The organism is Tunicatimonas pelagia (assembly GCF_030506325.1).
Classification (GTDB): domain Bacteria; phylum Bacteroidota; class Bacteroidia; order Cytophagales; family Cyclobacteriaceae; genus Tunicatimonas; species Tunicatimonas pelagia.
In genome coordinates this window covers 3,080,201-3,102,284 of the sequence record NZ_CP120683.1, presented here as the reverse complement: position 1 = coordinate 3,102,284, position 22,084 = coordinate 3,080,201, and the positions used below count along the sequence as shown (strand labels likewise).

Annotated in this window: 27 protein-coding genes and 1 tRNA gene; 12 read left to right on the top strand and 16 right to left on the bottom strand. The window is 43.7% G+C overall.

The window, feature by feature from the left end:
- Window positions 1–106 precede the first annotated feature (106 nt).
- A complete protein-coding gene (locus P0M28_RS13210; protein WP_302210380.1) occupies window positions 107–592 on the top strand; it encodes a GyrI-like domain-containing protein in 486 nt (161 codons plus the stop codon).
- A 24-nt stretch (window positions 593–616) separates the two neighbouring features.
- On the top strand, window positions 617–1,999 hold the full coding sequence (gene radA, locus P0M28_RS13205; RefSeq protein ID WP_302210379.1) for a DNA repair protein RadA: 1,383 nt from the start codon (window positions 617–619) through the stop codon (window positions 1,997–1,999).
- Window positions 2,000–2,089: 90 nt separating this feature from the next.
- On the opposite strand, the gene P0M28_RS13200 is transcribed toward radA, so the two are convergent.
- Window positions 2,090–2,164 (bottom strand) — tRNA-Val (locus P0M28_RS13200).
- Between the two features lie 230 nt (window positions 2,165–2,394).
- Between P0M28_RS13200 and P0M28_RS13195 the strand changes: the two genes are divergently transcribed.
- Both P0M28_RS13195 and P0M28_RS13190 read left to right on the top strand, forming a co-directional pair.
- On the top strand, window positions 2,395–4,962 hold the full coding sequence (locus P0M28_RS13195) for an AsmA family protein (protein WP_302210378.1): 2,568 nt from the start codon (window positions 2,395–2,397) through the stop codon (window positions 4,960–4,962).
- A gap of 23 nt (window positions 4,963–4,985) precedes the next feature.
- Entirely contained in the window at window positions 4,986–6,137 is a 1,152-nt protein-coding gene (locus P0M28_RS13190) for a BamA/TamA family outer membrane protein (protein WP_302210377.1), read from the top strand.
- Here the strand turns inward: P0M28_RS13190 and P0M28_RS13185 are convergent.
- Window positions 6,134–6,538 carry a BT0820 family HAD-type phosphatase gene (locus P0M28_RS13185; protein WP_302210376.1) on the bottom strand — a complete coding sequence of 135 codons (405 nt, stop codon included), beginning with the start codon at window positions 6,536–6,538 and terminating at the stop codon, window positions 6,134–6,136. The two genes, P0M28_RS13190 and P0M28_RS13185, sit on opposite strands and share 4 nt — an antisense overlap.
- A 150-nt stretch (window positions 6,539–6,688) precedes the next feature.
- Here P0M28_RS13185 and P0M28_RS13180 point away from each other — a divergent pair, with 150 nt between their 5' ends.
- Window positions 6,689–7,252 carry a TetR/AcrR family transcriptional regulator gene (locus P0M28_RS13180; protein ID WP_302210375.1) on the top strand — a complete coding sequence of 188 codons (564 nt, stop codon included), beginning with the start codon at window positions 6,689–6,691 and terminating at the stop codon, window positions 7,250–7,252.
- On the opposite strand, the gene P0M28_RS13175 is transcribed toward P0M28_RS13180, so the two are convergent.
- The 3 genes from P0M28_RS13175 to P0M28_RS13165 all read right to left on the bottom strand — a co-directional run bounded on the left by P0M28_RS13175 (window position 7,218) and on the right by P0M28_RS13165 (window position 11,382).
- Window positions 7,218–8,657, bottom strand: a complete 1,440-nt coding sequence (locus P0M28_RS13175; protein ID WP_302210374.1) for a sulfatase family protein — start codon at window positions 8,655–8,657, stop codon at window positions 7,218–7,220. The genes P0M28_RS13180 and P0M28_RS13175 overlap by 35 nt on opposite strands.
- A 119-nt stretch (window positions 8,658–8,776) precedes the next feature.
- Entirely contained in the window at window positions 8,777–10,015 is a 1,239-nt protein-coding gene (locus P0M28_RS13170; protein ID WP_302210373.1) for a winged helix-turn-helix domain-containing protein, read from the bottom strand.
- A gap of 77 nt (window positions 10,016–10,092) precedes the next feature.
- Window positions 10,093–11,382, bottom strand: coding sequence for an erythromycin esterase family protein (locus P0M28_RS13165; protein ID WP_302210372.1), 1,290 nt, complete (start codon window positions 11,380–11,382; stop codon window positions 10,093–10,095).
- A gap of 236 nt (window positions 11,383–11,618) precedes the next feature.
- Here P0M28_RS13165 and P0M28_RS13160 point away from each other — a divergent pair, with 236 nt between their 5' ends.
- The 5 genes from P0M28_RS13160 to P0M28_RS13140 all read left to right on the top strand — a co-directional run bounded on the left by P0M28_RS13160 (window position 11,619) and on the right by P0M28_RS13140 (window position 14,498).
- A complete protein-coding gene (locus P0M28_RS13160) occupies window positions 11,619–12,188 on the top strand; it encodes a Crp/Fnr family transcriptional regulator (RefSeq protein WP_302210371.1) in 570 nt (189 codons plus the stop codon).
- A gap of 115 nt (window positions 12,189–12,303) precedes the next feature.
- Window positions 12,304–12,693 carry a hypothetical protein gene (locus P0M28_RS13155; RefSeq protein ID WP_302210370.1) on the top strand — a complete coding sequence of 130 codons (390 nt, stop codon included), beginning with the start codon at window positions 12,304–12,306 and terminating at the stop codon, window positions 12,691–12,693.
- A 180-nt stretch (window positions 12,694–12,873) separates the two neighbouring features.
- Window positions 12,874–13,332 (top strand): inner membrane protein YiaA, encoded by a 459-nt coding sequence (yiaA, locus tag P0M28_RS13150; RefSeq protein ID WP_302210369.1) that lies wholly within the window; start codon window positions 12,874–12,876, stop codon window positions 13,330–13,332.
- A gap of 282 nt (window positions 13,333–13,614) precedes the next feature.
- Window positions 13,615–14,013, top strand: a complete 399-nt coding sequence (locus tag P0M28_RS13145) for an Xre family toxin-antitoxin system antitoxin (protein ID WP_302210368.1) — start codon at window positions 13,615–13,617, stop codon at window positions 14,011–14,013.
- A 23-nt stretch (window positions 14,014–14,036) separates the two neighbouring features.
- On the top strand, window positions 14,037–14,498 hold the full coding sequence (locus P0M28_RS13140; RefSeq protein WP_302210367.1) for an RES family NAD+ phosphorylase: 462 nt from the start codon (window positions 14,037–14,039) through the stop codon (window positions 14,496–14,498).
- Between the two features lie 84 nt (window positions 14,499–14,582).
- Here the strand turns inward: P0M28_RS13140 and P0M28_RS13135 are convergent, their stop codons facing one another.
- From P0M28_RS13135 to P0M28_RS13115, 6 genes are all read right to left on the bottom strand, one after another.
- Complete coding sequence (locus P0M28_RS13135) at window positions 14,583–15,320, bottom strand: gamma-glutamyl-gamma-aminobutyrate hydrolase family protein (protein ID WP_302210366.1); 738 nt, start codon at window positions 15,318–15,320, stop codon at window positions 14,583–14,585.
- A complete protein-coding gene (locus P0M28_RS13130; protein ID WP_302210365.1) occupies window positions 15,317–15,691 on the bottom strand; it encodes a DoxX family membrane protein in 375 nt (124 codons plus the stop codon). Before P0M28_RS13130 ends, P0M28_RS13135 begins: the two co-directional genes overlap by 4 nt.
- 89 nt (window positions 15,692–15,780) lie before the next feature.
- A complete protein-coding gene (locus P0M28_RS13125; protein WP_302210364.1) occupies window positions 15,781–16,917 on the bottom strand; it encodes an iron-containing alcohol dehydrogenase in 1,137 nt (378 codons plus the stop codon).
- 87 nt (window positions 16,918–17,004) lie between these two features.
- The gene (locus P0M28_RS31085) at window positions 17,005–17,151 is read right to left on the bottom strand and encodes a HepT-like ribonuclease domain-containing protein (RefSeq protein WP_367281916.1); all 147 of its coding nucleotides are present in this window, start codon (window positions 17,149–17,151) and stop codon (window positions 17,005–17,007) included.
- A 29-nt stretch (window positions 17,152–17,180) separates the two neighbouring features.
- Window positions 17,181–17,321 (bottom strand): hypothetical protein, encoded by a 141-nt coding sequence (locus P0M28_RS13120; RefSeq protein WP_302210977.1) that lies wholly within the window; start codon window positions 17,319–17,321, stop codon window positions 17,181–17,183.
- Window positions 17,290–17,613: a nucleotidyltransferase family protein gene (locus P0M28_RS13115; RefSeq protein ID WP_302210363.1), complete on the bottom strand. Its 324-nt coding sequence runs from the start codon at window positions 17,611–17,613 to the stop codon at window positions 17,290–17,292. The genes P0M28_RS13120 and P0M28_RS13115 overlap by 32 nt, the downstream gene beginning before the upstream one ends.
- Before the next feature lie 98 nt (window positions 17,614–17,711).
- Between P0M28_RS13115 and gltX the strand changes: the two genes are divergently transcribed.
- Window positions 17,712–19,244, top strand: coding sequence for a glutamate--tRNA ligase (gene gltX, locus P0M28_RS13110; RefSeq protein WP_302210362.1), 1,533 nt, complete (start codon window positions 17,712–17,714; stop codon window positions 19,242–19,244).
- A gap of 88 nt (window positions 19,245–19,332) precedes the next feature.
- Entirely contained in the window at window positions 19,333–19,566 is a 234-nt protein-coding gene (locus P0M28_RS13105; RefSeq protein ID WP_302210361.1) for a hypothetical protein, read from the top strand.
- Here the strand turns inward: P0M28_RS13105 and P0M28_RS13100 are convergent, their stop codons facing one another.
- The 5 genes from P0M28_RS13100 to P0M28_RS13080 all read right to left on the bottom strand — a co-directional run bounded on the left by P0M28_RS13100 (window position 19,567) and on the right by P0M28_RS13080 (window position 21,999).
- Window positions 19,567–20,520 carry a hypothetical protein gene (locus P0M28_RS13100; protein ID WP_302210360.1) on the bottom strand — a complete coding sequence of 318 codons (954 nt, stop codon included), beginning with the start codon at window positions 20,518–20,520 and terminating at the stop codon, window positions 19,567–19,569.
- A 119-nt stretch (window positions 20,521–20,639) separates the two neighbouring features.
- Window positions 20,640–20,828 (bottom strand): Fic family protein, encoded by a 189-nt coding sequence (locus P0M28_RS13095; RefSeq protein ID WP_302210890.1) that lies wholly within the window; start codon window positions 20,826–20,828, stop codon window positions 20,640–20,642.
- Window positions 20,829–20,924: 96 nt separating this feature from the next.
- Entirely contained in the window at window positions 20,925–21,158 is a 234-nt protein-coding gene (locus P0M28_RS13090) for a hypothetical protein (protein ID WP_302210359.1), read from the bottom strand.
- Window positions 21,149–21,610 (bottom strand): mobile mystery protein A, encoded by a 462-nt coding sequence (locus P0M28_RS13085; RefSeq protein WP_302210358.1) that lies wholly within the window; start codon window positions 21,608–21,610, stop codon window positions 21,149–21,151. Before P0M28_RS13085 ends, P0M28_RS13090 begins: the two co-directional genes overlap by 10 nt.
- Window positions 21,611–21,789: 179 nt before the next feature.
- A complete protein-coding gene (locus P0M28_RS13080; protein ID WP_302210357.1) occupies window positions 21,790–21,999 on the bottom strand; it encodes a DUF433 domain-containing protein in 210 nt (69 codons plus the stop codon).
- Window positions 22,000–22,084 lie beyond the last annotated feature (85 nt).

The window sequence follows — 22,084 nt, the reverse complement described above, 5'->3', positions numbered from 1 at the left end:
TAACTTGTTTTAGAAATTAAGTGCCTTGAGCAAGCGTTCTTGAAAAAAGAATATTTAAATTAGATGGTTTCTCGGGTGGTGAGAAATTGAGTAACTGTGTTTGAAAATGAAATCAAGAATTGAGATAATAGAAGAAATTAAACTGGTTGGTAAAAAGGTGAGAATGTCTGTTGCTAATAACCAGACGCAAGAATTATGGCAAGGTTTCATGCCGAACCGAGCTACAATCAAAAATACGATTGGCACTGCATTGTACTCAGTAGAGGTGTATGATAATCTAGATTTCTTTGAGCAATTTAGCCCGACTCAGGAGTTTGACAAGTGGGCGGCGGTTCAGGTGCGTAATTATGAATCTGTTTCGGAGGACATGGAGCAGCTGATGATCCCTGCGGGACTTTACGCAGTATTTCTTTACCAAGGAAAAGCAAGTGAAGCAATAACAGCCTATCAGTACATTTACGGAAACTGGATTCCAAACTCAGACTATAATTTAGATGATCGGCCTCATTTCGCCCTGATGGGTGAGAAGTATAAAAACGATGACCCAACCTCGGAAGAAGAATTCTGGATTCCAGTAGTTGCCAAAACCTAAACCCCCAATCTCTAAAACACACCAATGGCTAAATCCAAAGCAAAAACGATATACGTCTGTCAAGAATGTGGGGTTACCTCACCCAAGTGGCAGGGGCGCTGCCCCTCTTGTGCTGCTTGGAACAGCTACGTTGAAGAAGTTATCCAAAAAGAATCTCAAACGCCCACCTGGCGGAGTAATCAACCCAAAGAAAAAGTGGCTACTCGTCCTGTACCCCTCCAGGAAATTGAATACCAACAAGAATACCGTACCAAAACCCAGGATGCCGAACTAAACCGGGTGCTGGGTGGGGGTATTATGCCCGGCTCACTGGTGCTAATCGGTGGAGAACCGGGTATTGGTAAGTCTACGCTAATGTTGCAGATTGCGGTATCACTGGCGCAAAAAGTACTCTACGTTTCGGGTGAGGAAAGTAATCAGCAGATTAAGATGCGAGCAGAACGGCTAACCGCCTCTAATCAGAAACCATCTTGCTATATTTTAGGCGAAACCTCATTGACTGCTATTTTTAAGCAGATTGAGCAGCTTCAGCCTAACATTGTGATCATCGATTCCATCCAGACTTTGCGCTCCAGCCATATTGAGTCGGTAGCAGGTAGTGTTTCACAGGTACGGGAATGCACCGGAGAGCTGATGAAGTTTGCTAAAGAGAGCAATACTCCGGTCTTTCTGATCGGGCACATTACCAAAGAAGGGAGCATTGCTGGGCCAAAGGTGCTGGAACATATGGTAGATACGGTGCTTCAGTTTGAAGGCGATCGCCACTTGTCCTACCGGATTCTACGAACGATCAAAAACCGCTTCGGCTCTACCTCGGAACTGGGCATTTACGAAATGCTGGACACGGGCCTACGGCAGGTAAGCAACCCTTCCGAAATTCTCATCTCTCAACGAGAAGGCGAACTGAGTGGAATTACGATTGGGGCTACCATGGAAGGCAACCGTCCGCTGTTGATTGAAATTCAGTCCCTAGTGAGTTCGGCGGCTTACGGCACTCCGCAGCGTAGTGCTACCGGCTACGATGCCCGACGACTCAATATGCTATTGGCGGTGCTGGAAAAGCGAGTAGGCTACCGACTAGGTACGCAAGATGTATTCTTGAATATGGCGGGAGGGCTGAAGGTGGAAGACCCGGCAATTGACCTGGCAATTTGTGCTTCTCTGGTTTCCTCTTTTCTGGATGTACCTATCTCTAGTCGAATCTGCTTTGCCGCTGAAGTTGGTTTGGGTGGGGAAATTCGGGCCGTAAACCGCATTGAAAGTCGCATCAGCGAAGCCGAGAAACTAGGTTTTGAAGAGATTTTTATCTCCAAGTTCAATACTAAAGGGCTAGACTCGAAAAAATATAAAATTCAGATCCATAGCATGAGCAAACTGGAAAATATGATTGACCATCTGATGAAGTAGTCGCTGTAACTAATTACTTTAGAGAGTAGTACAAAAAAAGCCACTTGCAAAATATTTACAAGTGGCTAAAATCATTATTCCTTAATGGTGTGGGTCCTGTAGGATTCGAACCTACGACCCCCTGCTTGTAAGGCAGGTGCTCTAAACCAACTGAGCTAAGAACCCATTTTTGTTCAGAATTTTATCTGCTTTTTTACGAGCAAATGAAGAACCCTGAAAAAATGTTTTGCAAAGGTAATACTCTTGCCTACAATTGCCAATGTCCGGCTAAAAATTTTTCTAAACCTGCTATCTATCTTCGTTAAGTACCTTTTTGTCAGTATTTGTCGCAAATGGTGAGTACGGTGGGTATCATATTTGACCTACTTGTTGCGTTGGAATTAAAAAAGTATCGTTTGTTCAAAAGAATTATTATAGGATTAGTTATTGCGTTGAGCATTTTTGCAGCAGGGTTGGTAGGGATTGGTTATGCCTATCAGGATCAACTTATTGAGCGATTAGTATCGTCGTTAAATGAGTACATAGCCACTCCAGTAGAGGTAAAAAGCATTCAGGTATCGGCGTGGCGTGATTTTCCGCAATTAGCGGTTTCCTTTGAGGAGGTTTTTATTCCTGGAGCTGTAGATTCTACGCAAAGTAAGGAGTATCCGTTGGCTGATATTGCCCGGATTGACTTCTCGTTCAACCTATTTGCGCTGCTTCGGGGTACGTATGAGTTGCAGCAAATTAGCCTGACGAATGGGTCGGTGACCCTACTTATTGACAAAGAAAAGAATGCGAATTATACTATTTTCCGAAATCAGCAGGATACAATCCAGTCACCTACAAACCATTCGCTGGCTTTTCGTTTGGAGCAAGTAAATCTGAATGATGTGCAAGTCAGATACCGGGACTTAGCTCGGGAGCAAGATATACTTACTTATGCTCACGACGTAACTGCATCGTTGCAAGTGGACGAATCGGTGTATCAAATCAATACCGAAGGTAATTTGGAAAGCAAATACATTGGGGTAGGTTCCGATCACTATTTTGTTGACCAGTGGCTAGAACTGCGTACCCAGTTGGTTTATTACGACCAAGATAATCGTTTGCTGGTAGAGCCTTCTCAGGTAAGTTTGAATGATACTAAAATTCAGGTGCAAGGATGGATTGACCATACTGACCAAACAAAACTGGATTTGGTAGTGGAAGCAGCGAACTCGGATTTTCCAACTTTACTGAGTGTACTGCCTAAATCGCTGGCGCGCCCCTGGCAGCATTACCGAAGCACAGGCGCGGTACAATTAGCTGGAAAGGTTACTGGGCTGGCCTATCAGCCGGCTCTTCAGCTAGATTTTGGTTGCCAGAATGCTTCTTTCTTTCATCCCGACTATCAGAAGAAACTAGAAAATATTTACCTGTCGGGTTCATTTACCAATGGGGCGGAACGCAACAGTCGTACTTCAGATCTAAGCCTGAACAACATCCGGGCTACGCTGGATGGAAAGCCGCTGAGTGGTAATCTTCGGTTACGCAACTTTCGCGATTTGTACCTAGAAACCGATTTTAAAGGGCAGTTTAGTATACCCTCGTTACTAGCGTTTTACCCGATTCTCGAACTTGAAACTACTCGAGGTGAAATCATAGCTGATGTGCAATTGAAAGGGAATATCAACGATCTGAAGAGTAATCAACTAAACCGCCGTCGTCGCACCCAAAGCTCAGGGATTATTGAGATGAAGGATGTCGCCTTCGCCCTGCGTGATAGCCAGTTACCGTTTCAGCAGATTTCCGGTACATTTGAGGTTCAAGATAATCACTTGGCTATTCGCCGGGTCTCGGGATACTGGGGGCATAGCCACTTCTCCCTTACGGGACAGTTCAAAAATGCTATTGCCTATGCCCTCACCAAAACCCATCCGGTACAAATTGATGCTTCATTGCGATCTGATCTTGTTGATCTGGATGAGTTACTTTCCGGTAAATTGAGTAATTCGTTAGATGGCAACCTATCGCGAAGTGTCGCGCAAGATTGGCAGCGGGTTTCGGATAAACAGCCTTATCAACTGGAAATTAGTCCGAGGCTTACCCTCAATTTTTCTTGTGATGTAAAGCGGCTAAAGTTTCGCCGTTTCCGGGGCAGAAGTATTCGGGGTAAACTCAAGCTCCATAATCAGCTTGCCCATATTCAGAATTTATCGGTACAGACAGCAGGAGGAATGGCTTACGCCTCGGCCATGGTAAATGCTCAGCGAGAAACCATTCGTACTGAGGGGCGCACTCGCCTAGAAGGCGTTCACGTAGACAGTGCGTTCTACATTTTTGAAGATTTTCAGCAAGATTTTCTCACGGCTCGCCACCTAAAGGGTGAGGTGTACGCTACGTCGGATTGGCGGATGAACCTGAATCGTAATCTGCAAGTGCGTTACCCTTCACTTTCAGCTGAGACCTATGCCACTATAAAGGAAGGCGAGCTAAATAATTTTGAGCCGATGCAGCGCATTGCCCGATTTGTAGATGAAGAGCAGCTCGACCACCTTCGGTTTGACGATATTCGGAACTATATTCGTATTTGCGATCAGCAGATACATATTCCTAAAATGGTGGTTCAAAGCAACTTATCCGATATTACGGTAGAGGGTATTCATACTTTCGACAATCATATTGATTACCATTTTGATGTTCCCATGCGAAGCATTCATTTGCGGTCAGCTAAGGCGCGGGAGCGGTCAGCTCAGCGGAAAAAATATTTTGGTGAGGTGGCTTCGGATAACGCAGCTCCGACTAAACTTTTCCTGAAAGCTCAGGGAACAGTAGAAGATTACAAGATTTCTTACGATATTCCGGCTGCTAAGGTGCAGTTTAAAGAAAACTTGGCTGCCGAAAAGCAAGAATTAAAAGAAGTAATGAAGAACAGACGGAAATCCTCTAACTATCAGGTTGAAGTTAGTGACGAATACCTGGAATTTGAGCCTCGTCCTTAAGCTAATATACAAAACTCAGGCCTTTGCGTCGCTACTTATCAAGTACTGTTATCAAAGTTACTTTTCTGTTGCTTAGCTGCCCAACGCTGGTTTTAGCCCAAGGTTCAGTGTTTGACGTAGCCGATAAAGTAATAGACCTCTTCTCAGGAGAAATTCCTCGAAAACCGAGTAAACCCCCGCTAAGATGGGTAGTTGCCCCCTTTGCCGGTTATTCGCCCGAAACTAGTTGGCTGTTCGGGATTGGCGGGAAATTGCTTTTTCCGCCTACGGCTGACTCTACCCGTACCTCGTTCATTGCCATGTCGGTTCGTTATACTCTCAATAATCAAATTATTACTACGCCCGAATACACCGTGTTCTCCCGCCGTGAACGGTATATTCATCGGGGTGAACTGGCGTTTCGTAAGTTTCCTCAGTTTTATTACGGCATTGGTAATACCAGCCCGGAAGCTAACGAAGAACTTTTTTCTTACACCGAGCTGGGCGTAGAGCATCTTACTTACCGACGGGTATATAAACAATTATACGCCGGACTAGGCTTTCGTTATACGAATACTTACGAGATCGATCTTGATCCCGACGGGGATTTATCGTCGGAGGTGCCACTAGGGGCGGAACCCTATCAGGCGGTGGGGCTTGATGTGGGAGTGATGCTTGATAATCGTAACAACGTATTAAACACTACTTCAGGAATGCTGGCAGAGTTTCGGCAACGCTTTCACCGAGAGACCCTAGGTAGTGATTTCACTTATTCAGTTGGAGTGCTGGACGTGCGTAATTACTGGAAACCTTTTGCTCGACGTAAAGATGTTGTGGCGGTACAATTGTTCGGCTACTTCAGTCAGGGCGAGACTCCGTTTATTGAACTAGCGGCTTTAGGGGGAGATATGATTATGCGAGGCTACTACGAAGGTCGTTATCGTGATAATAATCTGTTGGCTGGGCAAGCTGAGTACCGATGCCATATCTGGAAGAATTTGGGCGCGGTTGGTTTTGTCGGCATCGGGGATGTTGCCCGTCGGTTTGGCGACTTTTCGTTACCTGATGTAAAACCTTCGGTAGGGGCAGGTTTGCGCTACGCGCTCATCCCCGAAGAGAATCTAAATATTCGGCTTGACTTTGCCGTGGGTCAGGGGACAAGTAATTTCTACATTAATATCGCCGAAGCGTTCTAACCAAAAAGCCGTTGGAATATTCCCTTAGAGCGCATTTCTGCTTCGGGCATTTCATCGTTCGGCTTCAGTGCTTTCCATACTTGATCCCACCCAGGAAAGCCACCCAGATTACGATCATCGATATATAAATCAGCCACAATTTTGGGGCTATCTTCCGAAGTGAGTGGTTCGTCGGGGAAATTGCTATTGACTGCGTAAAATTCCATTCCATTTTCCCGGCAAAACTCTACCGCTTCTTGTAAGCGATCTCCTTTACGGCACGTCCACAGTATCAGTCGGTGCTTCTCCTGTTTTAGAGCTTTTAATGTCTCAAAGGCGAAAAGTTGAGGTTTACCAATGCGGGGGTACGCATCTTCTACTACGGTTCCGTCAAAGTCTACGGCAATAATTAGTGATCGCATAATTGGGCTGGTTGACTTGGTGAGTAATATGCTTTCGTAAAACGATGCACATTACTTGTTTCGTTTTATTTTTTATAACAAATATACACTATTCGCTTGAGAATTCGGTAGTAATTGCATATTCTTACCTGAACAATAGTTCAATCAAGAATGAATACTGCTGCCCGTCGTCAACAAATTTTCCGCACTGCCCTCATACTGTTTAGTCAAAAGGGCTACGACCAGACCTCCATGCGAGACATCGCCAACCACGCTGATATTTCGCTGGGGCTGACCTACAACTACTTTAAAAACAAGAAAGCCCTGCTGATAGCGATTGTGGAGGCGGGTGTCGCCAAGATTGAGCAGGACTGGCCTAATTATCCGGCAGAGAATCTTCAGCAGTGGTTAGTACGCTACTTTACGATTCTAGAAAAATACCGTAGCTACTGGTTATTGCTGCGGGCATTGCGATTACAGTCTTCGCTCGCTAAGCAACTCGGAACCCACTTCGACGAGCTAAACAATTTTATTATCGGTGATCTGGCAGTACTGTTGCAACAGTCAGGGCACTCCAAAGCCCTACCCGAAGCCATTCTGCTGTACGCTACGCTAGACGGTATCGCTACTCAGTATTTTACCAATGATCGCTATCCACTGAATAAAATGTTGGCATTATTACAGAGAAAATATGATAAAACTATTTCGGTTGAAGATCCGGTAGTAACGCCTTAAGCTCCGCCACTTTTTCGGGTTGCTCATCTGCCAGATTATTACTTTCGGATAAGTCTTCGGCTAAATTATAAAGTTCATCTACTTGCGGGGCGGGCTCTTGCCCTTGATAACCGTAGCTTCTTCCCAGACCGCCCTCACCCCCATCACGGATAAACTTCCAGCTACCTTGCCGCACTACTCGTTCACCGATTATCATTTCCTGACGAATGGGTTCGGTCGCTTCATTTTGAAAAGCAGGAAGCATATTATAACTATCTTTATTTTCTGCAACCATAGTATCGCCTACGACAGCCGCTAGGGTAGCAAATACATCAGTAAAACCCATCAGATCGTCCCGTACCGTTCCGGCAGGAATCTCTCTCGGCCACTGGGCTACAAACGGAATGCGATGCCCACCTTCCCAGTGGTCAATCTTCATTCCCCGTAATGAGGCAGTACTGCGGTGGTCAAACTTCTCTACGTCTTCAGCAAACCATACCGGACCATTATCGCTAGTAAAAATGAGTAATGTTTTGTCGGTCAACCCTAATGAGTTTAGCGTACTAGCTATTTGTCCAACGGTATGATCTACTTGTCTGGTGAAATCACCGTATTCGCCCACTGAGGTAGTTCCTACAAATTCTTCGGTCGGCACCCAAGGAGTGTGAGGAGCGGTGAGAGCGAGATATAAAAAGAAAGGTTGATCCGATTGCTGCTTCTCTAAAAACGACACAGCTCGTTCGGTAAACTTGGGCAGTACTTCCTCGTGACTAAAGCCTGGTGCCATATCACCTCCGCGCCAAAAGGCACCAGAAATGGTAGTAGTAGCATCCTCACTCTGGTTATCGGCTACCGTATCGGTAGGAGCTGCTATCGCTTGGTTGCCTTCAATGTAGAAGTAGGGCGGAATATCCAGCGAAGCGTGCATCCCAAAAAACTCATCAAATCCATGATCTATTGGCCCACCCCGAAACTCCTGATCGGTCGGAATATCACTCCAATCAATACTATCGAAACCTAAGTGCCACTTACCGACCATTCCGGTACGGTAGCCGTGATCTTTTAGTAGCTCAGCAATGGTACGCTGACTAGGGTCAATCAGTGCTCGCTCACGCCAGTTGAGTTGGGTACGATAGGGATACTGTCCGGTGATTAATCCGTAGCGCGACGGCACACACCAAGGTCCGGGGGAGTGAGTATCGGTAAACTTCACTCCGTTCTGAGCAATTTGATCGATGTTAGGGGTCGGTATTTTAGACTCGGGATTATAACTGCTCGGATCACCGTAACCCATATCATCAGCTAGAATAAAGACGATGTTGGGGTATTGCTCACTATTGGTTACACTAAGTTCCGTTGGCGAACTGGAAGGCTGGCAGGTTGAAAATAGCAGGAGCGGAATTAGTAGAATAATGAGTAATTGCATAGTAAAGTAGTTGGATCATCAAGTTTGGGTTGTGAGTATAGATAATTTTGCTTTACTATACCAGGACTTTCTCTCTATTGGTTACAAGGAATAGTTGGGTTAGTAAAGCTGCCCATGTATTATGCTCGGTACCTGGATACTGACAGGTAACGACCTCCATTTCTATTGAAAGCCTGCTTGATAGTTTTTGCCATTGCCTTTGGACTCACCTTGGTGAGCTTTATTGATTTACAATTGTTGAAGTTCGCAAATCGTACGGCTGCTTCAATAAAATGATCGAGCCATATGTCAGTATCTAGTTCTGTATTCTCCACATGTAAATGGAGTATCTCTAACTCCTCTCTCTTGCGATGGGCTTTACAATCAATGCGACCAATAAATTTATTCCCTAACAAGATTGGTAAGCAGAAGTAGCCGTACTGTCTTTTCTCCTTAGGAGTGTAACACTCCAGGCGATAGTTAAAATCAAAAAGCTGCTCCGTACGGTCGCGATGAATAATGGCATTGTCAAAGGGAGACAATAGCTTCACGTTATGCGATGGTTCTTCAATTGTATTTTCTAGCAATTTGCTAAGCACGTACAGGGTAGGCATTCCGTCAATATCTACTTGTTGTATCGTTTTGTCTTCTAGCATAGCTTGCAGAATTTCACCAGCATTTTTCTTAAGCTCCTTTCCGGTTCTTAGATGGGTTATTTGCTTAATAGTGGTAACTCCGTAAGCCCGCAAATACGTTCTGACTAGATGTTCAGCGAGTGCTGATGGGGTGGGTTCAGATGTATTTACAGTGCTGGGTAGTACTCGTTCGGTTATATCGTACCGCTTTTCCATACCATCGCGCCCGCATATCATCAAATCGCCTTGCATAAATAGCTTCTCGAGGGCAACTTTGGCAGGCTTCCAATTCCACCATGTTCCTGACTGTTGGCGGGATGATTGAAAATCTCGGGCTTTTTTGGGGCCGTCTAAACGAATCTGGTCGTAAACGTACCGTAGCGTTTTAGGGTCTACATGTTTATGATAAAAAGATTCTTTTTCCTTAAACTGTAGCATTCGGGGCAAGGCGTAGCGAAAATTGATCATGGGTAAATACGATGCCGCGTGAAACCAGTACTCAAAAACTTTTCGCTCGTCTACTAACTGCTCTAAATACTCATTTTTATAGCCGGGAACTCTAGTCCAAAGCGTATGATGGTGAGCCCGCTCAACAACAGATATTGTGTCAATTTGAACATAGCCAAGGCGTTCCAACGCTGCTAAAACCGCTTTCTTCCCTTGGCCAAATGCAAGAGCACCGCCCAGCCCCTGACATTTCAGTGTTACTCTTTGCAGTTGCTCTAGTGTTATTGTTTTGGTCATATAATGTGTACTGCCTGATATTGAGAACCTATTTGGCAATAGAGATATATATTTGTTGTGGGTATTTCATTTAGCTATTAGAGCTTCTTATTTGGATGCATATCATGTATGTAAAATATCCCATCATAAATAGTTGGTAATTTTCCCTTAACGTATTCAGGCCGCCACACTCTTATCCTTTGGTCGGTCGTAGTCCACAGATCGAGTTGCTCTGGTAAATCGATAAATGCATACTCAAGCCCTCGTTGTTTTAGTTCAAATTCAAAGCTGGTGCTATCGGCTGGTTCAAATGGATAAGATTGAAATATAAAATTCTGAGCCGCTGAATCGTATTGAAGGGATGTAGATTTTCCTTTGTATGAAGTAAAACCGATCGAGTACATCTCTTCCCCCAAACTATTAAAAAGTATCTCCCCCATGGGATATTGTCTAATTGCTGGTTTCCATCCTTCGGCCTCAACATCAAATAAAGTATCGGTCTTGATAACGTGACCATTGGCCGCCCAAATAATCATCTTCTCACCTTGGTACTTCTCATTCAATAACCACAAGCAGTTATTGGCCATTTGTATGTCCCTAAGATTATTATCAACTAGATCATTCTCACGATCAATCCACCAATGCCAGACATACATTATAAATCCCCTGGTATTTTTTAACTCCTGAACCCAAAAGGAATCTATGCCTTCCTTTTGAAACTCTGCTGTCAGCGTATCAATTATTGAAAGAAACCGAGCTTGGTTTTCTGGTGTAATTTCCTGGTCATGCAATTTATTCATTGCCTCTTTGAGCGTTCTTTTGAAAAACCCCAGATCTAATATGCTGATCGGAATATTGTGTTCGCGTATAATAGAGTCTAATGAAGGGAGTAATTCTTCTTGGGAAACATTCGTAATTTGGCGATTGTCAAAACCGGCTAAAACGATTGGGTTTTGCGTGCTCTGAGATTCTTTTATGGTTTGAAATAAATTCTCACACATTTGACTCTGTGACCAGAAGGTATACAGCTGATTAATAACATCCTGATAATCCTTCTTTCCTCTTTGGTAATCTTCCCACGCTTTGTTTACACCAAAAAAATCTGATTCAAACGCCAAAATAGTAAACCCCATCTCGTCATGGAGAAACTTAACCAATCGAGATTTAGCCGAGTACGTTGAGCCATCCCCATGTTCTTGCTCACCAAGCAGCACAACCTTTGAGTTTCCAATTGCTTTTTTTAAAGATTCTAAGTCGGTAAAGTTCGTGTCCGCTGGATCAATAGATCGTATCTCTGAGAGGCTATTCTCGAGCCAATCGCTTTTTTTATTCTTTTCACAAGAAGTCAAAAAAGAGATGAGAGTTAGAAGAATCGGTATCTTTTTCACGCTTAAAAATCCTCTAGAAATCTCATTCTAACGCCGAACGGTATTATGTTAGCTATATTCATGGCTTTACTCATTTGCTCCCTGAAGATAACGTTTTTACTCAAGAACGGATACTTCAGCAATCCTTGTAAGGATACTGCTAAGCATTTTTACCGACCGTAAGCTCATAGAGTAGCGGGGTGAAAGTGAAGAAGGATTAGTAGAAATAATGAAAGTATTTAGTTAATTGAGCCTTTATGCAATCCTTTGAGAAATATCTGAGCAGTTTCACTTCCTTGCCATCGGCTTCTATGCAGGCACTGCTAGATTTATTTGAGCCGGTAGCGATGCAGAAGGGAGACCACTTAGCCACTGAGGGAGAATTTGCCAAGAAGCTAGCGTTTGTACAGTCCGGCGTACTTCGGGCGTACTATCGTAGTCCTAAGGGCGAAGAATTCAATAAGATTTTCTTTGTCAACCCGGCCGTTGTTGGGGCCTATTCTTCCCTAATTACTGGGCAGCAAAACATGATTAATATTCAGTGCCTGACCGATTGCGAACTACTGCAGACTAATTTTGCGCGAATTTTAGAGTTGTATGACGAGCACCCTACCGTAGAAAGACTCAACCGCGTGATTGCCGAAGATTTCTTTGTGAAGAAAGAACGTCGCGAAATGTCGCTGGTCATGAACGATGCCTCCGAACGCTACGCCATGTTTCAGCAAGAGTTTCCCGAACTGGAAAATCAGGTTGCCCAGTACCACGTAGCTTCTTATCTGGGTATCACTCCCACTCAACTGAGTCGAATCCGGGCCAAGAAGAGCTAACCCTATTCTACCTATTTAAAGCTACTGGTGAGATGCACGGGCATTGCTACTGCTCGGGCAAATAGTCCGTACTTTCCAATTCCAACTGTTAGTGATGGCTGAGTGTCTTATAATTATGAAACAGCTAACTGTGTTGAATACTACTATTGCCCTCGCTGTTCTGTTCACAGCCTTTTCATGCTCAGGTGATGTTGAGCCAACCTCAAGCTGCTTTCCAGAGGAAAATCGGAAAATCATTGAGACTGTAAGTAATATTACTGCAACTATTTTAGGGCCAGAGACACAAGATTGTCCTAGGGATTTTATAATTGAACCAGATAGCGACTTGCCCAATAACGTTCTTGGGCTGCTATCACCGTGCAACCTTGAAGAAAGCTTTCAGACAAACGGCTTGAGTGTCCAAGTCAGTGGATTCATATATGAATCGTTTGAGACAGAGGATATATGTGCCGATTTCTTTGAGATTACTGAAATATCAGTAATGCCGAAAAAAGCACCAGAATAAAAAGAATGAGAGATTTTAGAAGTTTTCTACGATGATCTTCACCCTCTGTATTCTATAGGTAAAACTTCAGAAGTATTTACCACTTTTTATCATGCAGGGGCTAATCCATTTATTTACATATGTAAATGTTCTGACCTCGGAAAGTCCTGACCTTTGATTCATTATCAAACGAAATATGATATGAATCAGATTACTGAAGAAAAAACTGAATTAGTTAATAAATATCAGGATAACGCGAGCCAAAAGGCAGAACGTCCTTCTAATGCGTTTGTGGCAGTGTCTTGGACAATGCTGTTGGTGGGAATGACCGCCTACTTCATTGGCTTGTACAATGCCGCTATGGAGCTTAACGAAAAGGGCTATTATTTTACCCTGATAATGTTCGGACTATTTGCGGTAGTATCGGTACAAAAGAGTGTGCGCGACCGCCTGGAAGGCATTCCGGTGACGGATTTGTACTACGGTATCAGTTGGTTTGCCGCCATTCTATCGGTCACCTTGCTCATCATTGGCTTGTGGAATGCTGATTTGACGCTAAGTGAAAAGGGCTTTTACAGCATGAGCTTTCTCCTAAGTATGTTCTCAGCCATTGCCGTTCAGAAGAACACCCGTGACTTGCAAAGTGCTGATAACAAATAGATAAACTGATACGCCCCGGTAACTGCTCTTTGTCACTTTTACTGGGGCGTGTTTAGATAGCGAACCCTGACAGTATGAAAGTTCAGGATAATAAACCTTATTCTGATAATTATTTACCCCGAGGTTCGTGACGTCACGAACCTTAGAAGTTTATCGGAATATCCTCTAATATATCCTAAACAGCAACGGGGGTAGAGCTGGCACTAAATAAGTTTTTAGTTTGTCAGGAATTTTTCACGTTCGCCAGGAAAAATTCCGTATATTGAAGTAAAATATACTCTTATGGCCGCTTCCGCTACTCCAATCATATCACCCATTATGTTTATTCAGCAAGCTCAAGCCGGAATTGACTATGCTCAGCTTGCTGCATTTCTACAAAACTCGGATATTCATAAAGCTGAACTGGCTGAAATCTTAAATCTTGATCCCAAAACACTTGATAATTATCGTAAGCAGAACAAAAGCCTGGATAATCTTCGCTCCGAATTATTCTTAAAATTAGAGGAGGTGTTTGAAGTTGGGAAAGAAGTGTTGGGAAGTAAAGAGACTTTCCGATCCTGGTTGCATCTTCCGGCAGGAGAGTTTTACGGAAAAACGCCCTGGCAGCTACTCTCTACCGTAACAGGGGTAGGAGAAGTACGTAACCAGCTTCTACGAATAGCCTACGGATACGCTGTTTAGTAAGCGTCAGGCAAACGCCTCCTATGGAAGTTTACCGAATTACATTAGCTAAATACGCTGATCAACTGTTTGCTCCTGGTTTAGCAGGGCGATGGAATAGAAAGGAACAACTAGTAATATACACGGCAGCTTCTCGTTCGTTAGCCTGTTTAGAAAATCTGGTACACCGACGAGGAATTGGGCTACAGCAGAGTTACCAAGTTATGGCAATTCACGTTCCGGATCAATTAACCGTTCAGAGAATAGAAGAAAGTGACCTGATACCAAATTGGAGGAACAGTATTGATCAGTCAGAAACCCAATTGATTGGCAGTCAGTGGTACCAGGAAGCAAGAAAGCCAGTTTTGTCCGTTCCTTCCGCCATTGTACCTGCTGAACGTAATATCGTTATCAATACCAAGCATCCGGATTTTGCTAAAGTTCAACTGATTGGTACCGAGCCATTTGCCTTTGACCCAAGATTAAACAACGCACTTCCTTCGTAGCTATACTATTTGACTAAATGAATGTGGTTAACCCCTACTTGAGAGACCAGAATTGATTCGGAAGGTATCTCAACAACCATTGCCCTATCGGCAAAACCCCAAAAAGTGCGTGTAAACCCTCTCAGCATCCATCAACGGGACTTCAGAATTGAAGAAAAATTCGGGATGCCATTGTACCCCTATTACTTTACCTTCCTCGACCTGATTCCACTGAAAGGCTTCTATCAGCCCATCGGGTGAGGTGGCGAGCACTTCTAAATCTTTCCCCAAATCCTTTACAGCTTGATGATGTACGGTGTTCACTATCCGGTTATCTTCATCTTGATGCAGACGGGCCAGGAGCTTTCCTTCTTCCAGAATAATGGGGTGATTGAGTTGATCGTAGAGTTCGGCATCCCGGTGCTGGTTGAGTTCGGGACGTTGAGTGGCGATGTCCTGATAGAGCGTTCCGCCAAGGTAGGCGTTCATCACCTGAAAACCCCGGCAAATGCCGAAGACTGGTTTATCATTTTTTATGGCGTAATCCAGAATCTTCAACTCGTATTCGTCCCGATAGGCATCGCCCAGCCAGCGACCGATGGGTTTTTCTCCGTAGGTTTCGGGTGCTAAGTCCGAGCCTCCCTGAAGTACGAAACCATCCATTTGGGCTAAAAAATTGTTGAGATCTTCCGGTGCTAAGTCGGGAATTAGTATCGGTAGCACATTGGGACGATAGAGATAGCGAGCCATATCGCGCTCCAGGTAGCAGAGATATTTTGGGGTAAAATACGTCCGGTCGGCGTCCGGGTACATCAGGCAAGATGTTACTCCTAGTTTAATCATTGCTGTGGAGTACTGTTTTGTAATACGCTACGGAAGGTAGGCCAGTGCGCGATTAAAATAATAACATACAATACCAAATTTACCACTGACACGAGCCAGTTGCGGGGATCAAAGAAGGCATGATAGAGTACAATATTGATGACAATAGGGCCGATTATCAATAGCGCGAGTGGTACTCGTATATTAATTAGTAACATCAGACCTCCCATTACTTCCAAAGCTTTTACTACGTAGATGAACCCGCTATCAACCATCATTTGCATGAAAGGATGAAGTTCAGGAACGGGAATGAAGTTGAAGAAACCATTCAGGCCAAATACTACAAAGATAATTCCCAGTAGTAGACGAGCTATTCGTACAATCCAGCGCATCAGCTTACTTTTGAGCAAGGTACAAACCGATCGTGAGAAACTCTACGGTTAGCAAATTAGATATTACTAGAAAAGCCTCTGAAATCTTTCTACAGTGCGGCAGTATACAGTTTTACAAAGTCCTCACGAGTGACTGGCTTAGGATTATTCGGGTGAGCGAAATCTTCCGATGCCAGCGTAGCTAGTTCATCCAAATGTTCGTTAGTTACCCCTTCGGTACTCAGGTGAATTGGTAATCCGATTTTCTCATTTAAACCAACCAACGCTTCAATCACTGCCTCTCCACTATGATCAGCAAGGTTCATGGCCTGCGCTATTGCCGAAAAGCGATCTTCAAAGCCAGCGATGTTAAATTGTAGTCCGTAAGGTAGGCAGATGGCATTCGCCAATCCGTGGTGCATGTCTAGCAAAGCAGAAAGCGGATGCGCCATAGAATGAACTACGCCTAACCCTTTCTGAAAGGCCACCGCCCCCATCAGCGAAGCCAACAGCATCTCCCGCCGCGACTCAGCATCGGGTTGATTGACCGCTTTTTCCAGAGAACGGAAGATCATCCGAATTCCTTCTAGCGCAATGCCATCGGCCATTGGGTGATAGTTCTTGGCGAGGTAGGCTTCCAGATTGTGAGTAAGGGCATCCATACCGGTAGCAGCAGTTACGGCGGGGGGCAAATCGTAGGTAAGTTCAGGATCAGCAAACACAATTTGCGCCATCAGACTGGGATGAAAGAGAATGTGCTTTTTGCGCGTTACGTCGTCCGAAATAATTGCACTACGCCCTACTTCGCTTCCCGTTCCGGCGGTAGTAGGAACAGTGACGAATAGCGGCATGGGTTCGGTAATGTGCTGGTCGCCCCCAATGAGTTCATCGTACTCCAGCAAATCTTGGGTGTTGTTGATACTGAGTACGATGGCTCGGGCTACATCCATAGCCGCTCCGCCACCCAAACCAACAATAGCATCGCTCTCGTGCTGATGGTAGGCTGCGTTTCCTTTAGTTACATCGGATTTTACCGGATTTTTGGAAATATCGCAGAACAGTTCGGGCGACAAACCTTGTTGCTTCAGATCGTTTATTATCTTCTCGAAGAAAGCTAGTTTAGCCACCACCCCATCAGTAATCAGCAACGGATGCTGGCTTCCTCGGTTTTTCAGGTAGCTGCCCAGTTCCTGAACGGCACCTTCGCCAAAGCGAACAACGGTGGGGAAATTAAATTGATGAATCATAAGCAATTAACAGTGTGCAATAAGCAAGGGTTGCCCCGCAATGTCCATTGGATAGTGATATTTAATTACCTTCATCGATAAGATTCTCTACTTCCCTTTTGAGATAGGCACGTGTTTATTAATAATTGCCCAAATATTCTCATCTGAGACATTATCATAAGCATAAATAATCTGATTCCTCAAACCTACTATTTGCTTGGCATTTTCAATAGGAAAAGACGGATTACGTTGAATTATTTTGTTAACAGCCTCACCAATAATCTCTAAATCTCGCTCAACGGCTCTTTTAGAATAATATTAGACTGGTAATGATTGAAGTCCTTAGGAACGTCTTCAAAATAACCTTCTATCTCATAAATTGCAGCTTGAATATCATACAGCCACTTCAATATTCTCTCGTCCATAGATCAACACTTTATTTCGGTCAATGGCACGTTTAAGTATAGGATTCTTTAGGGTTTGAACCTCAACTAGATCAATATTCCTGTCAAATAGCTTCATCATAGACTCTTTCAAACTCATGTAGTTGTCGAAATAGTCGAAAGGATTTACTTTACCGAACTTGACCAGAAAGTCTATGTCGCTCTGAACTGAAAAGCTGTTCGTTAATACTGAACCAAACACATACATCTTATCTACATGATGTTGCTCACATATATGCTTTATTTCTTTAATGTGCTTTTCTATCAGTTTCATTGGCGGAATTTACGAAAGTTTATATCTCTAACGAATCTCCAGTATGCATTTCGTTACTTTGCCCGTAACTTTTGAATCACTAAGCGGTTAAAGTAGCCATGAGACCAGTACGAGTACGATTTGCCCCCAGTCCGACGGGGCCATTGCACATTGGCGGGGTGCGTACCGCCTTGTATAATTATCTATTTGCCAAACAATATGAGGGCACCTTCATTCTACGGATTGAAGATACCGATCAAACCCGCTTTGTGCCGGGGGCGGAAGAATATATTCGGGAAGCACTCAGTTGGTGCGGCATTCCGCCCGACGAGGGAGTGGTAGCCGGAGGGGAATACGCTCCTTACCGCCAATCGGAGCGAAAAGAAGTCTACCAAAAATACGCTCAACAACTGCTTGACGGTGGGTTTGCTTATTACGCTTTTGATACATCTGAAGAGCTAAACGAGATGCGCGAGCGACTGCAAGCGGAAGGGAAGAACGCCCAGTACGATGCTACTAGCCGGATGAGCATGAAAAATTCGCTGACGCTCTCAGAAGGCGAGATTAAAGAGCATTTGAATAGCGGGGCGCCCTATGTAGTGCGCGTAAAAACCCCGGAAGATGAGGATATTCGGTTGAATGACCTGGTTCGGGGCGATGTTACCGTGCATTCATCGACGTTAGATGATAAGGTGCTATTAAAATCGGATGGGTTACCGACCTATCATTTAGCCAATGTGGTGGATGATTACCTGATGAAAATTTCGCACGTAATTCGGGGCGAGGAATGGCTGCCATCGGCTCCGTTGCACGTGCTACTTTATCATTATTTGGGTTGGGAAGAAAAAATGCCTCAGTTTGCTCATTTACCACTACTAATGAACCCTGACGGCAAGGGGAAACTTAGTAAGCGTAGCGGCGACCGCTTCGGGTTTCCGGTCTATCCGTTTGACTGGAAAAGTCCCGAGTCAGATGAGGTTTCTCCCGGTTTTCGCGAAGCAGGCTATTTACCGGAAGCTACGGTAAACTTTCTAGCACTGCTAGGTTGGCATCCGGGCAATGAGGAGGAATTATTTAGTTTAGAAGAACTAGTGCAAGCGTTCGGTTTGGATCGGGTTAGTAAGGCCGGGGCTAAATTCGATATAGAAAAGGCTAAATGGTTTAATCAGCAGTATCTGAAAGAAATGCCAGATTCAGCTTTAGCCGAATACTTGCTAAAAGATTTATCGGAAAACGGTATTGAAAGTAGCCCAGAAAAGGCTGAGCAGGTTTGCGGCCTGATGAAGGAGCGCGTTACCTTCCCGCAGGAAATCTGGAGTACGGCTCGGTACTTCTACCAACCTCCCGAACAGTACGATGAGAAAATGGTCAGAAAAAAGTGGAAACCCGAAGCTTCGGATGCACTGCTGGCTTACACAAAAATATTGGAAAAATCAGATGGAAGATTGTCAGCCGAAAGTGCTAAAGAGCAGCTACAGAAATTATTAGAAGATCGGCAAGTAGGTTTAGGGAAAGTAATGCCTGCACTACGTCTGGCGCTCACCGGGCAAGGCGGTGGTCCCGATTTGATGAGCACCATGGAAGTATTGGGCAGAAATGACGTGATAAGTAGAATACGGAAGGCAGTAGATCACTTGGATAGAAACAACTAAACAGGTAGCACGCTTTTTGAGTTACTTCTAAAGGATTTACGCACAGGCTAACAATCCACTTTCAATTGTTAATTATCCACTTAAAGTTATGGGAAGAAAAAGATTAAATAAACGAGAAAAACCGAAGGTAAACCCGGAATTAGATGGGTTCGACATCAAGATTGATACATTTGGGGAGATTCAGACGAACTACGATATTGATAAAATTAATAAGTTTCTGAATAAGCACGTAGATGATAAGAAACTTCGTGACCGCGACGATATTGAAGGCCGCGACGAAGCCCCCAATCAAAAGGATGATGATTCGTCTGAAGAGGAATAGTTAGTCCTCAGAACTCAGGCTAGCCGTGGGCGGAAAGATGTGCAGATTGCCGTGCTGATCTTTGCCCAAACGTATCCGAAGATACTCCCCCTGCGAGTACCAGTAAAAATAGGGTGAAATTGGCTGACTGTGCCCTTGATACTGCTCAGTAACAAAGCTGTGCAAATACTCAATTACTTTTTGAAAACTTTCTAGGTTGTCTTCTTTCAACTGATGCATGAGTACTATCTCTTCGTGAGGTACGGCTACAATCGCCCCATAGTCGCTAATGGACTCCGGTACAATTTCATCTAGTACTAGCGTAGCACTAGCTCCGCCTATGGCTAACAATTCAATAGAATTGGCCACGGTTTTCCAAACGGTTTCGTAGGTAGATTCGGCGGTATTTTGCTTGGCAATCTGCCAGATTTCTTCCTCGCTCACCTTCCATTGCTCCAGTTGACTCCGCTCCACGGTGGCGGTAGCGGTTGGTAAGTTTAGTACTGCACAAGTAACAGTTCCTTCCAAGTCGGGCTGTACCACCCAACGGTTCCAATCTTCTTCAGTTATATCGGCTGCTGGATGTAACTGTAACCGAAGGTACTTCTGCACGGTTGAAAAATCAGCCTCACTCAGCATACGCTGATCATCGTAGGCACTTACCAATAGAGCTACGTACTCACTCACTAAATCTTCCCGCCCGGTGGAGTCAAAGGCAAATTCAGCACTCTGCTCAATGAGGGGTAACAACGAAAAAGAGTAGGGGTATTCGCCCATTTGAATGTTAATAGTTCCTTCTTTTACCTCCAGAATCTCAAAATTGCTCAATTGCTGAAAAGTAAATGCTAGCAGATCGTTGTACCCTTTCTGGTCAATATATTGCTGATGAGACTCAGGTAAGGAACGGTCTATTCCTTGCGAAAAAGCAATAGAATAAATAAGAAGAAATATAACTGATATAATTTTAAATTTCATATTTAGGTAATTTTAGTACGAAAATAAACAAAAAATAGCAAAATATAAAATTTATTACATCTGTATGGTTTTGCTAGAAAGTGAAATATATGCTCAATTTGGTTAACTGATGTTACGCACTAAAATAGTAAATTAGTCATATTTGATTGATGCCACGAAAATATTTCGTTCCCGAATATTGATTCCATAATTATATCGGCCATCATTCTAGCGTGTCTACCATTTCCATTCGGAAAACAATGAATCGATACAACCCGATGCTTGAATCTAATGGCTACTTCTTCAGGCGAAAAGGTTTTGTTGTCTATCTAATACTTTGCGTCTTCTAATAAATTCTTCAATTCAACTCCAATTTGTATCCACGGAATTCCAATGTTTTTTTCGGTCCTTCTAAATTCACCGGCTCATTTCCATACGTCGCCGTACATTCTTTTGTGTAAGTCTTTTATGAATTTTTCGGTCAAAATTTTCTCGGGTTTCAACTTGGTGTGAATAGTCCACTCAACTGCTTTTTCAATGTTCAGTTGCTCAAATTCATCCAGCTCTCCTTGGGTAGTAATTGACTTTATTTTCAGACCTTCCCTTTCTTCTTCCGCTAGAGGGGTTTGTCCATCTATGTAACTAAGTTCTAATCCCATAATGACTTTCTCATCTCCCGCTTTATTTCATTGGCAAGTTCTTTTATGGTTTTATCTATCTTTTCATCTCCAATTCCTTGGTTCTCTAACTTCATGTTTTGATTAGTCCTTAACACTATTTTTTGAGCCAGCTTTTCTGCTTTCTTCTGTATTAAATCGTCGATGGTACCATCTTTCGGAACTAGTGCATACACTAATTTCAAGTCCATTGCATTAGCTACATTTTTTAAGGAGTTGAGCGTTATCGTTCCATTAGATTCACTTTCTTCCATGCTTTTTACACCTTGCCTGGTTATATTCAGTTTGGCACCAAGTTGAGCCATTGTCATATTGAGGGCAGTCCGAATTGTATTTATCCACCCGCGCTCTGGAACTAAGACCGTTCTACTTTGAAAAAATGGCTGAAACTTTTGGTCTAACTGTTCCAATAAAAGTGTTCGCTTGCTTCTCATATTTGTAACTTCATAAGTTTACAAGACAGAGGATTTGTAAACATTTATATTTACAAGTATGGTAAAAAGTAAACTTAACTGTTAACTCATAGAGGGTAGAAAGGATTAATTTTGTCCACTCTCATAAGAGAAGAGCGTGTGGCTAACTCAAATCAAACTCTTTTATACTATTAATAGATTTAGCAGATTGTCTCGTCAACGGAAAGGACGCCAGCTTGTAAAGCTTTCTTTTCCAAGTCAGTATAACCTTCTAGAATCTCTTCGGTAGTCATGCCCGCCACAAGCAGATCCAGCATTACTTCTACCGGATAGCGCACATTACGAATAGTGGGTTTCCCGAAGCTAACCTTCGGATTCATCGTAATTCTTTTCAGCAATTCTTCTTTCATCGTATTGGCGATTGACTCACTGATATTGTACGGAAGTATAATGTTTTCTGTTTTTGCTATTTAGCCTCAATTGTGATATGAATAA

Coding starts and splice junctions, on each gene's coding strand:
- P0M28_RS13210 (WP_302210380.1), top strand. CDS start 107: ATGAAATCAAGAATTGAGATAATAGAAGAAATTAAACTGGTTGGTAAA.
- P0M28_RS13155 (WP_302210370.1), top strand. CDS start 12,304: ATGAAACAGCTAACTGTGTTGAATACTACTATTGCCCTCGCTGTTCTG.
- P0M28_RS13180 (WP_302210375.1), top strand. CDS start 6,689: ATGAATACTGCTGCCCGTCGTCAACAAATTTTCCGCACTGCCCTCATA.
- P0M28_RS13175 (WP_302210374.1), bottom strand. CDS start 8,657: ATGCAATTACTCATTATTCTACTAATTCCGCTCCTGCTATTTTCAACC.
- P0M28_RS13135 (WP_302210366.1), bottom strand. CDS start 15,320: ATGATTAAACTAGGAGTAACATCTTGCCTGATGTACCCGGACGCCGAC.
- P0M28_RS13100 (WP_302210360.1), bottom strand. CDS start 20,520: ATGAAATTTAAAATTATATCAGTTATATTTCTTCTTATTTATTCTATT.
- P0M28_RS13160 (WP_302210371.1), top strand. CDS start 11,619: ATGCAATCCTTTGAGAAATATCTGAGCAGTTTCACTTCCTTGCCATCG.
- radA (WP_302210379.1), top strand. CDS start 617: ATGGCTAAATCCAAAGCAAAAACGATATACGTCTGTCAAGAATGTGGG.
- P0M28_RS13125 (WP_302210364.1), bottom strand. CDS start 16,917: ATGATTCATCAATTTAATTTCCCCACCGTTGTTCGCTTTGGCGAAGGT.
- P0M28_RS13080 (WP_302210357.1), bottom strand. CDS start 21,999: ATGAAAGAAGAATTGCTGAAAAGAATTACGATGAATCCGAAGGTTAGC.
- P0M28_RS13085 (WP_302210358.1), bottom strand. CDS start 21,610: ATGAGAAGCAAGCGAACACTTTTATTGGAACAGTTAGACCAAAAGTTT.
- P0M28_RS13170 (WP_302210373.1), bottom strand. CDS start 10,015: ATGACCAAAACAATAACACTAGAGCAACTGCAAAGAGTAACACTGAAA.
- P0M28_RS13145 (WP_302210368.1), top strand. CDS start 13,615: ATGGCCGCTTCCGCTACTCCAATCATATCACCCATTATGTTTATTCAG.
- P0M28_RS13185 (WP_302210376.1), bottom strand. CDS start 6,538: ATGCGATCACTAATTATTGCCGTAGACTTTGACGGAACCGTAGTAGAA.
- P0M28_RS13105 (WP_302210361.1), top strand. CDS start 19,333: ATGGGAAGAAAAAGATTAAATAAACGAGAAAAACCGAAGGTAAACCCG.
- P0M28_RS13140 (WP_302210367.1), top strand. CDS start 14,037: ATGGAAGTTTACCGAATTACATTAGCTAAATACGCTGATCAACTGTTT.
- P0M28_RS13120 (WP_302210977.1), bottom strand. CDS start 17,321: ATGGACGAGAGAATATTGAAGTGGCTGTATGATATTCAAGCTGCAATT.
- yiaA (WP_302210369.1), top strand. CDS start 12,874: ATGAATCAGATTACTGAAGAAAAAACTGAATTAGTTAATAAATATCAG.
- P0M28_RS13130 (WP_302210365.1), bottom strand. CDS start 15,691: ATGCGCTGGATTGTACGAATAGCTCGTCTACTACTGGGAATTATCTTT.
- P0M28_RS13090 (WP_302210359.1), bottom strand. CDS start 21,158: ATGGGATTAGAACTTAGTTACATAGATGGACAAACCCCTCTAGCGGAA.
- P0M28_RS13115 (WP_302210363.1), bottom strand. CDS start 17,613: ATGAAACTGATAGAAAAGCACATTAAAGAAATAAAGCATATATGTGAG.
- gltX (WP_302210362.1), top strand. CDS start 17,712: ATGAGACCAGTACGAGTACGATTTGCCCCCAGTCCGACGGGGCCATTG.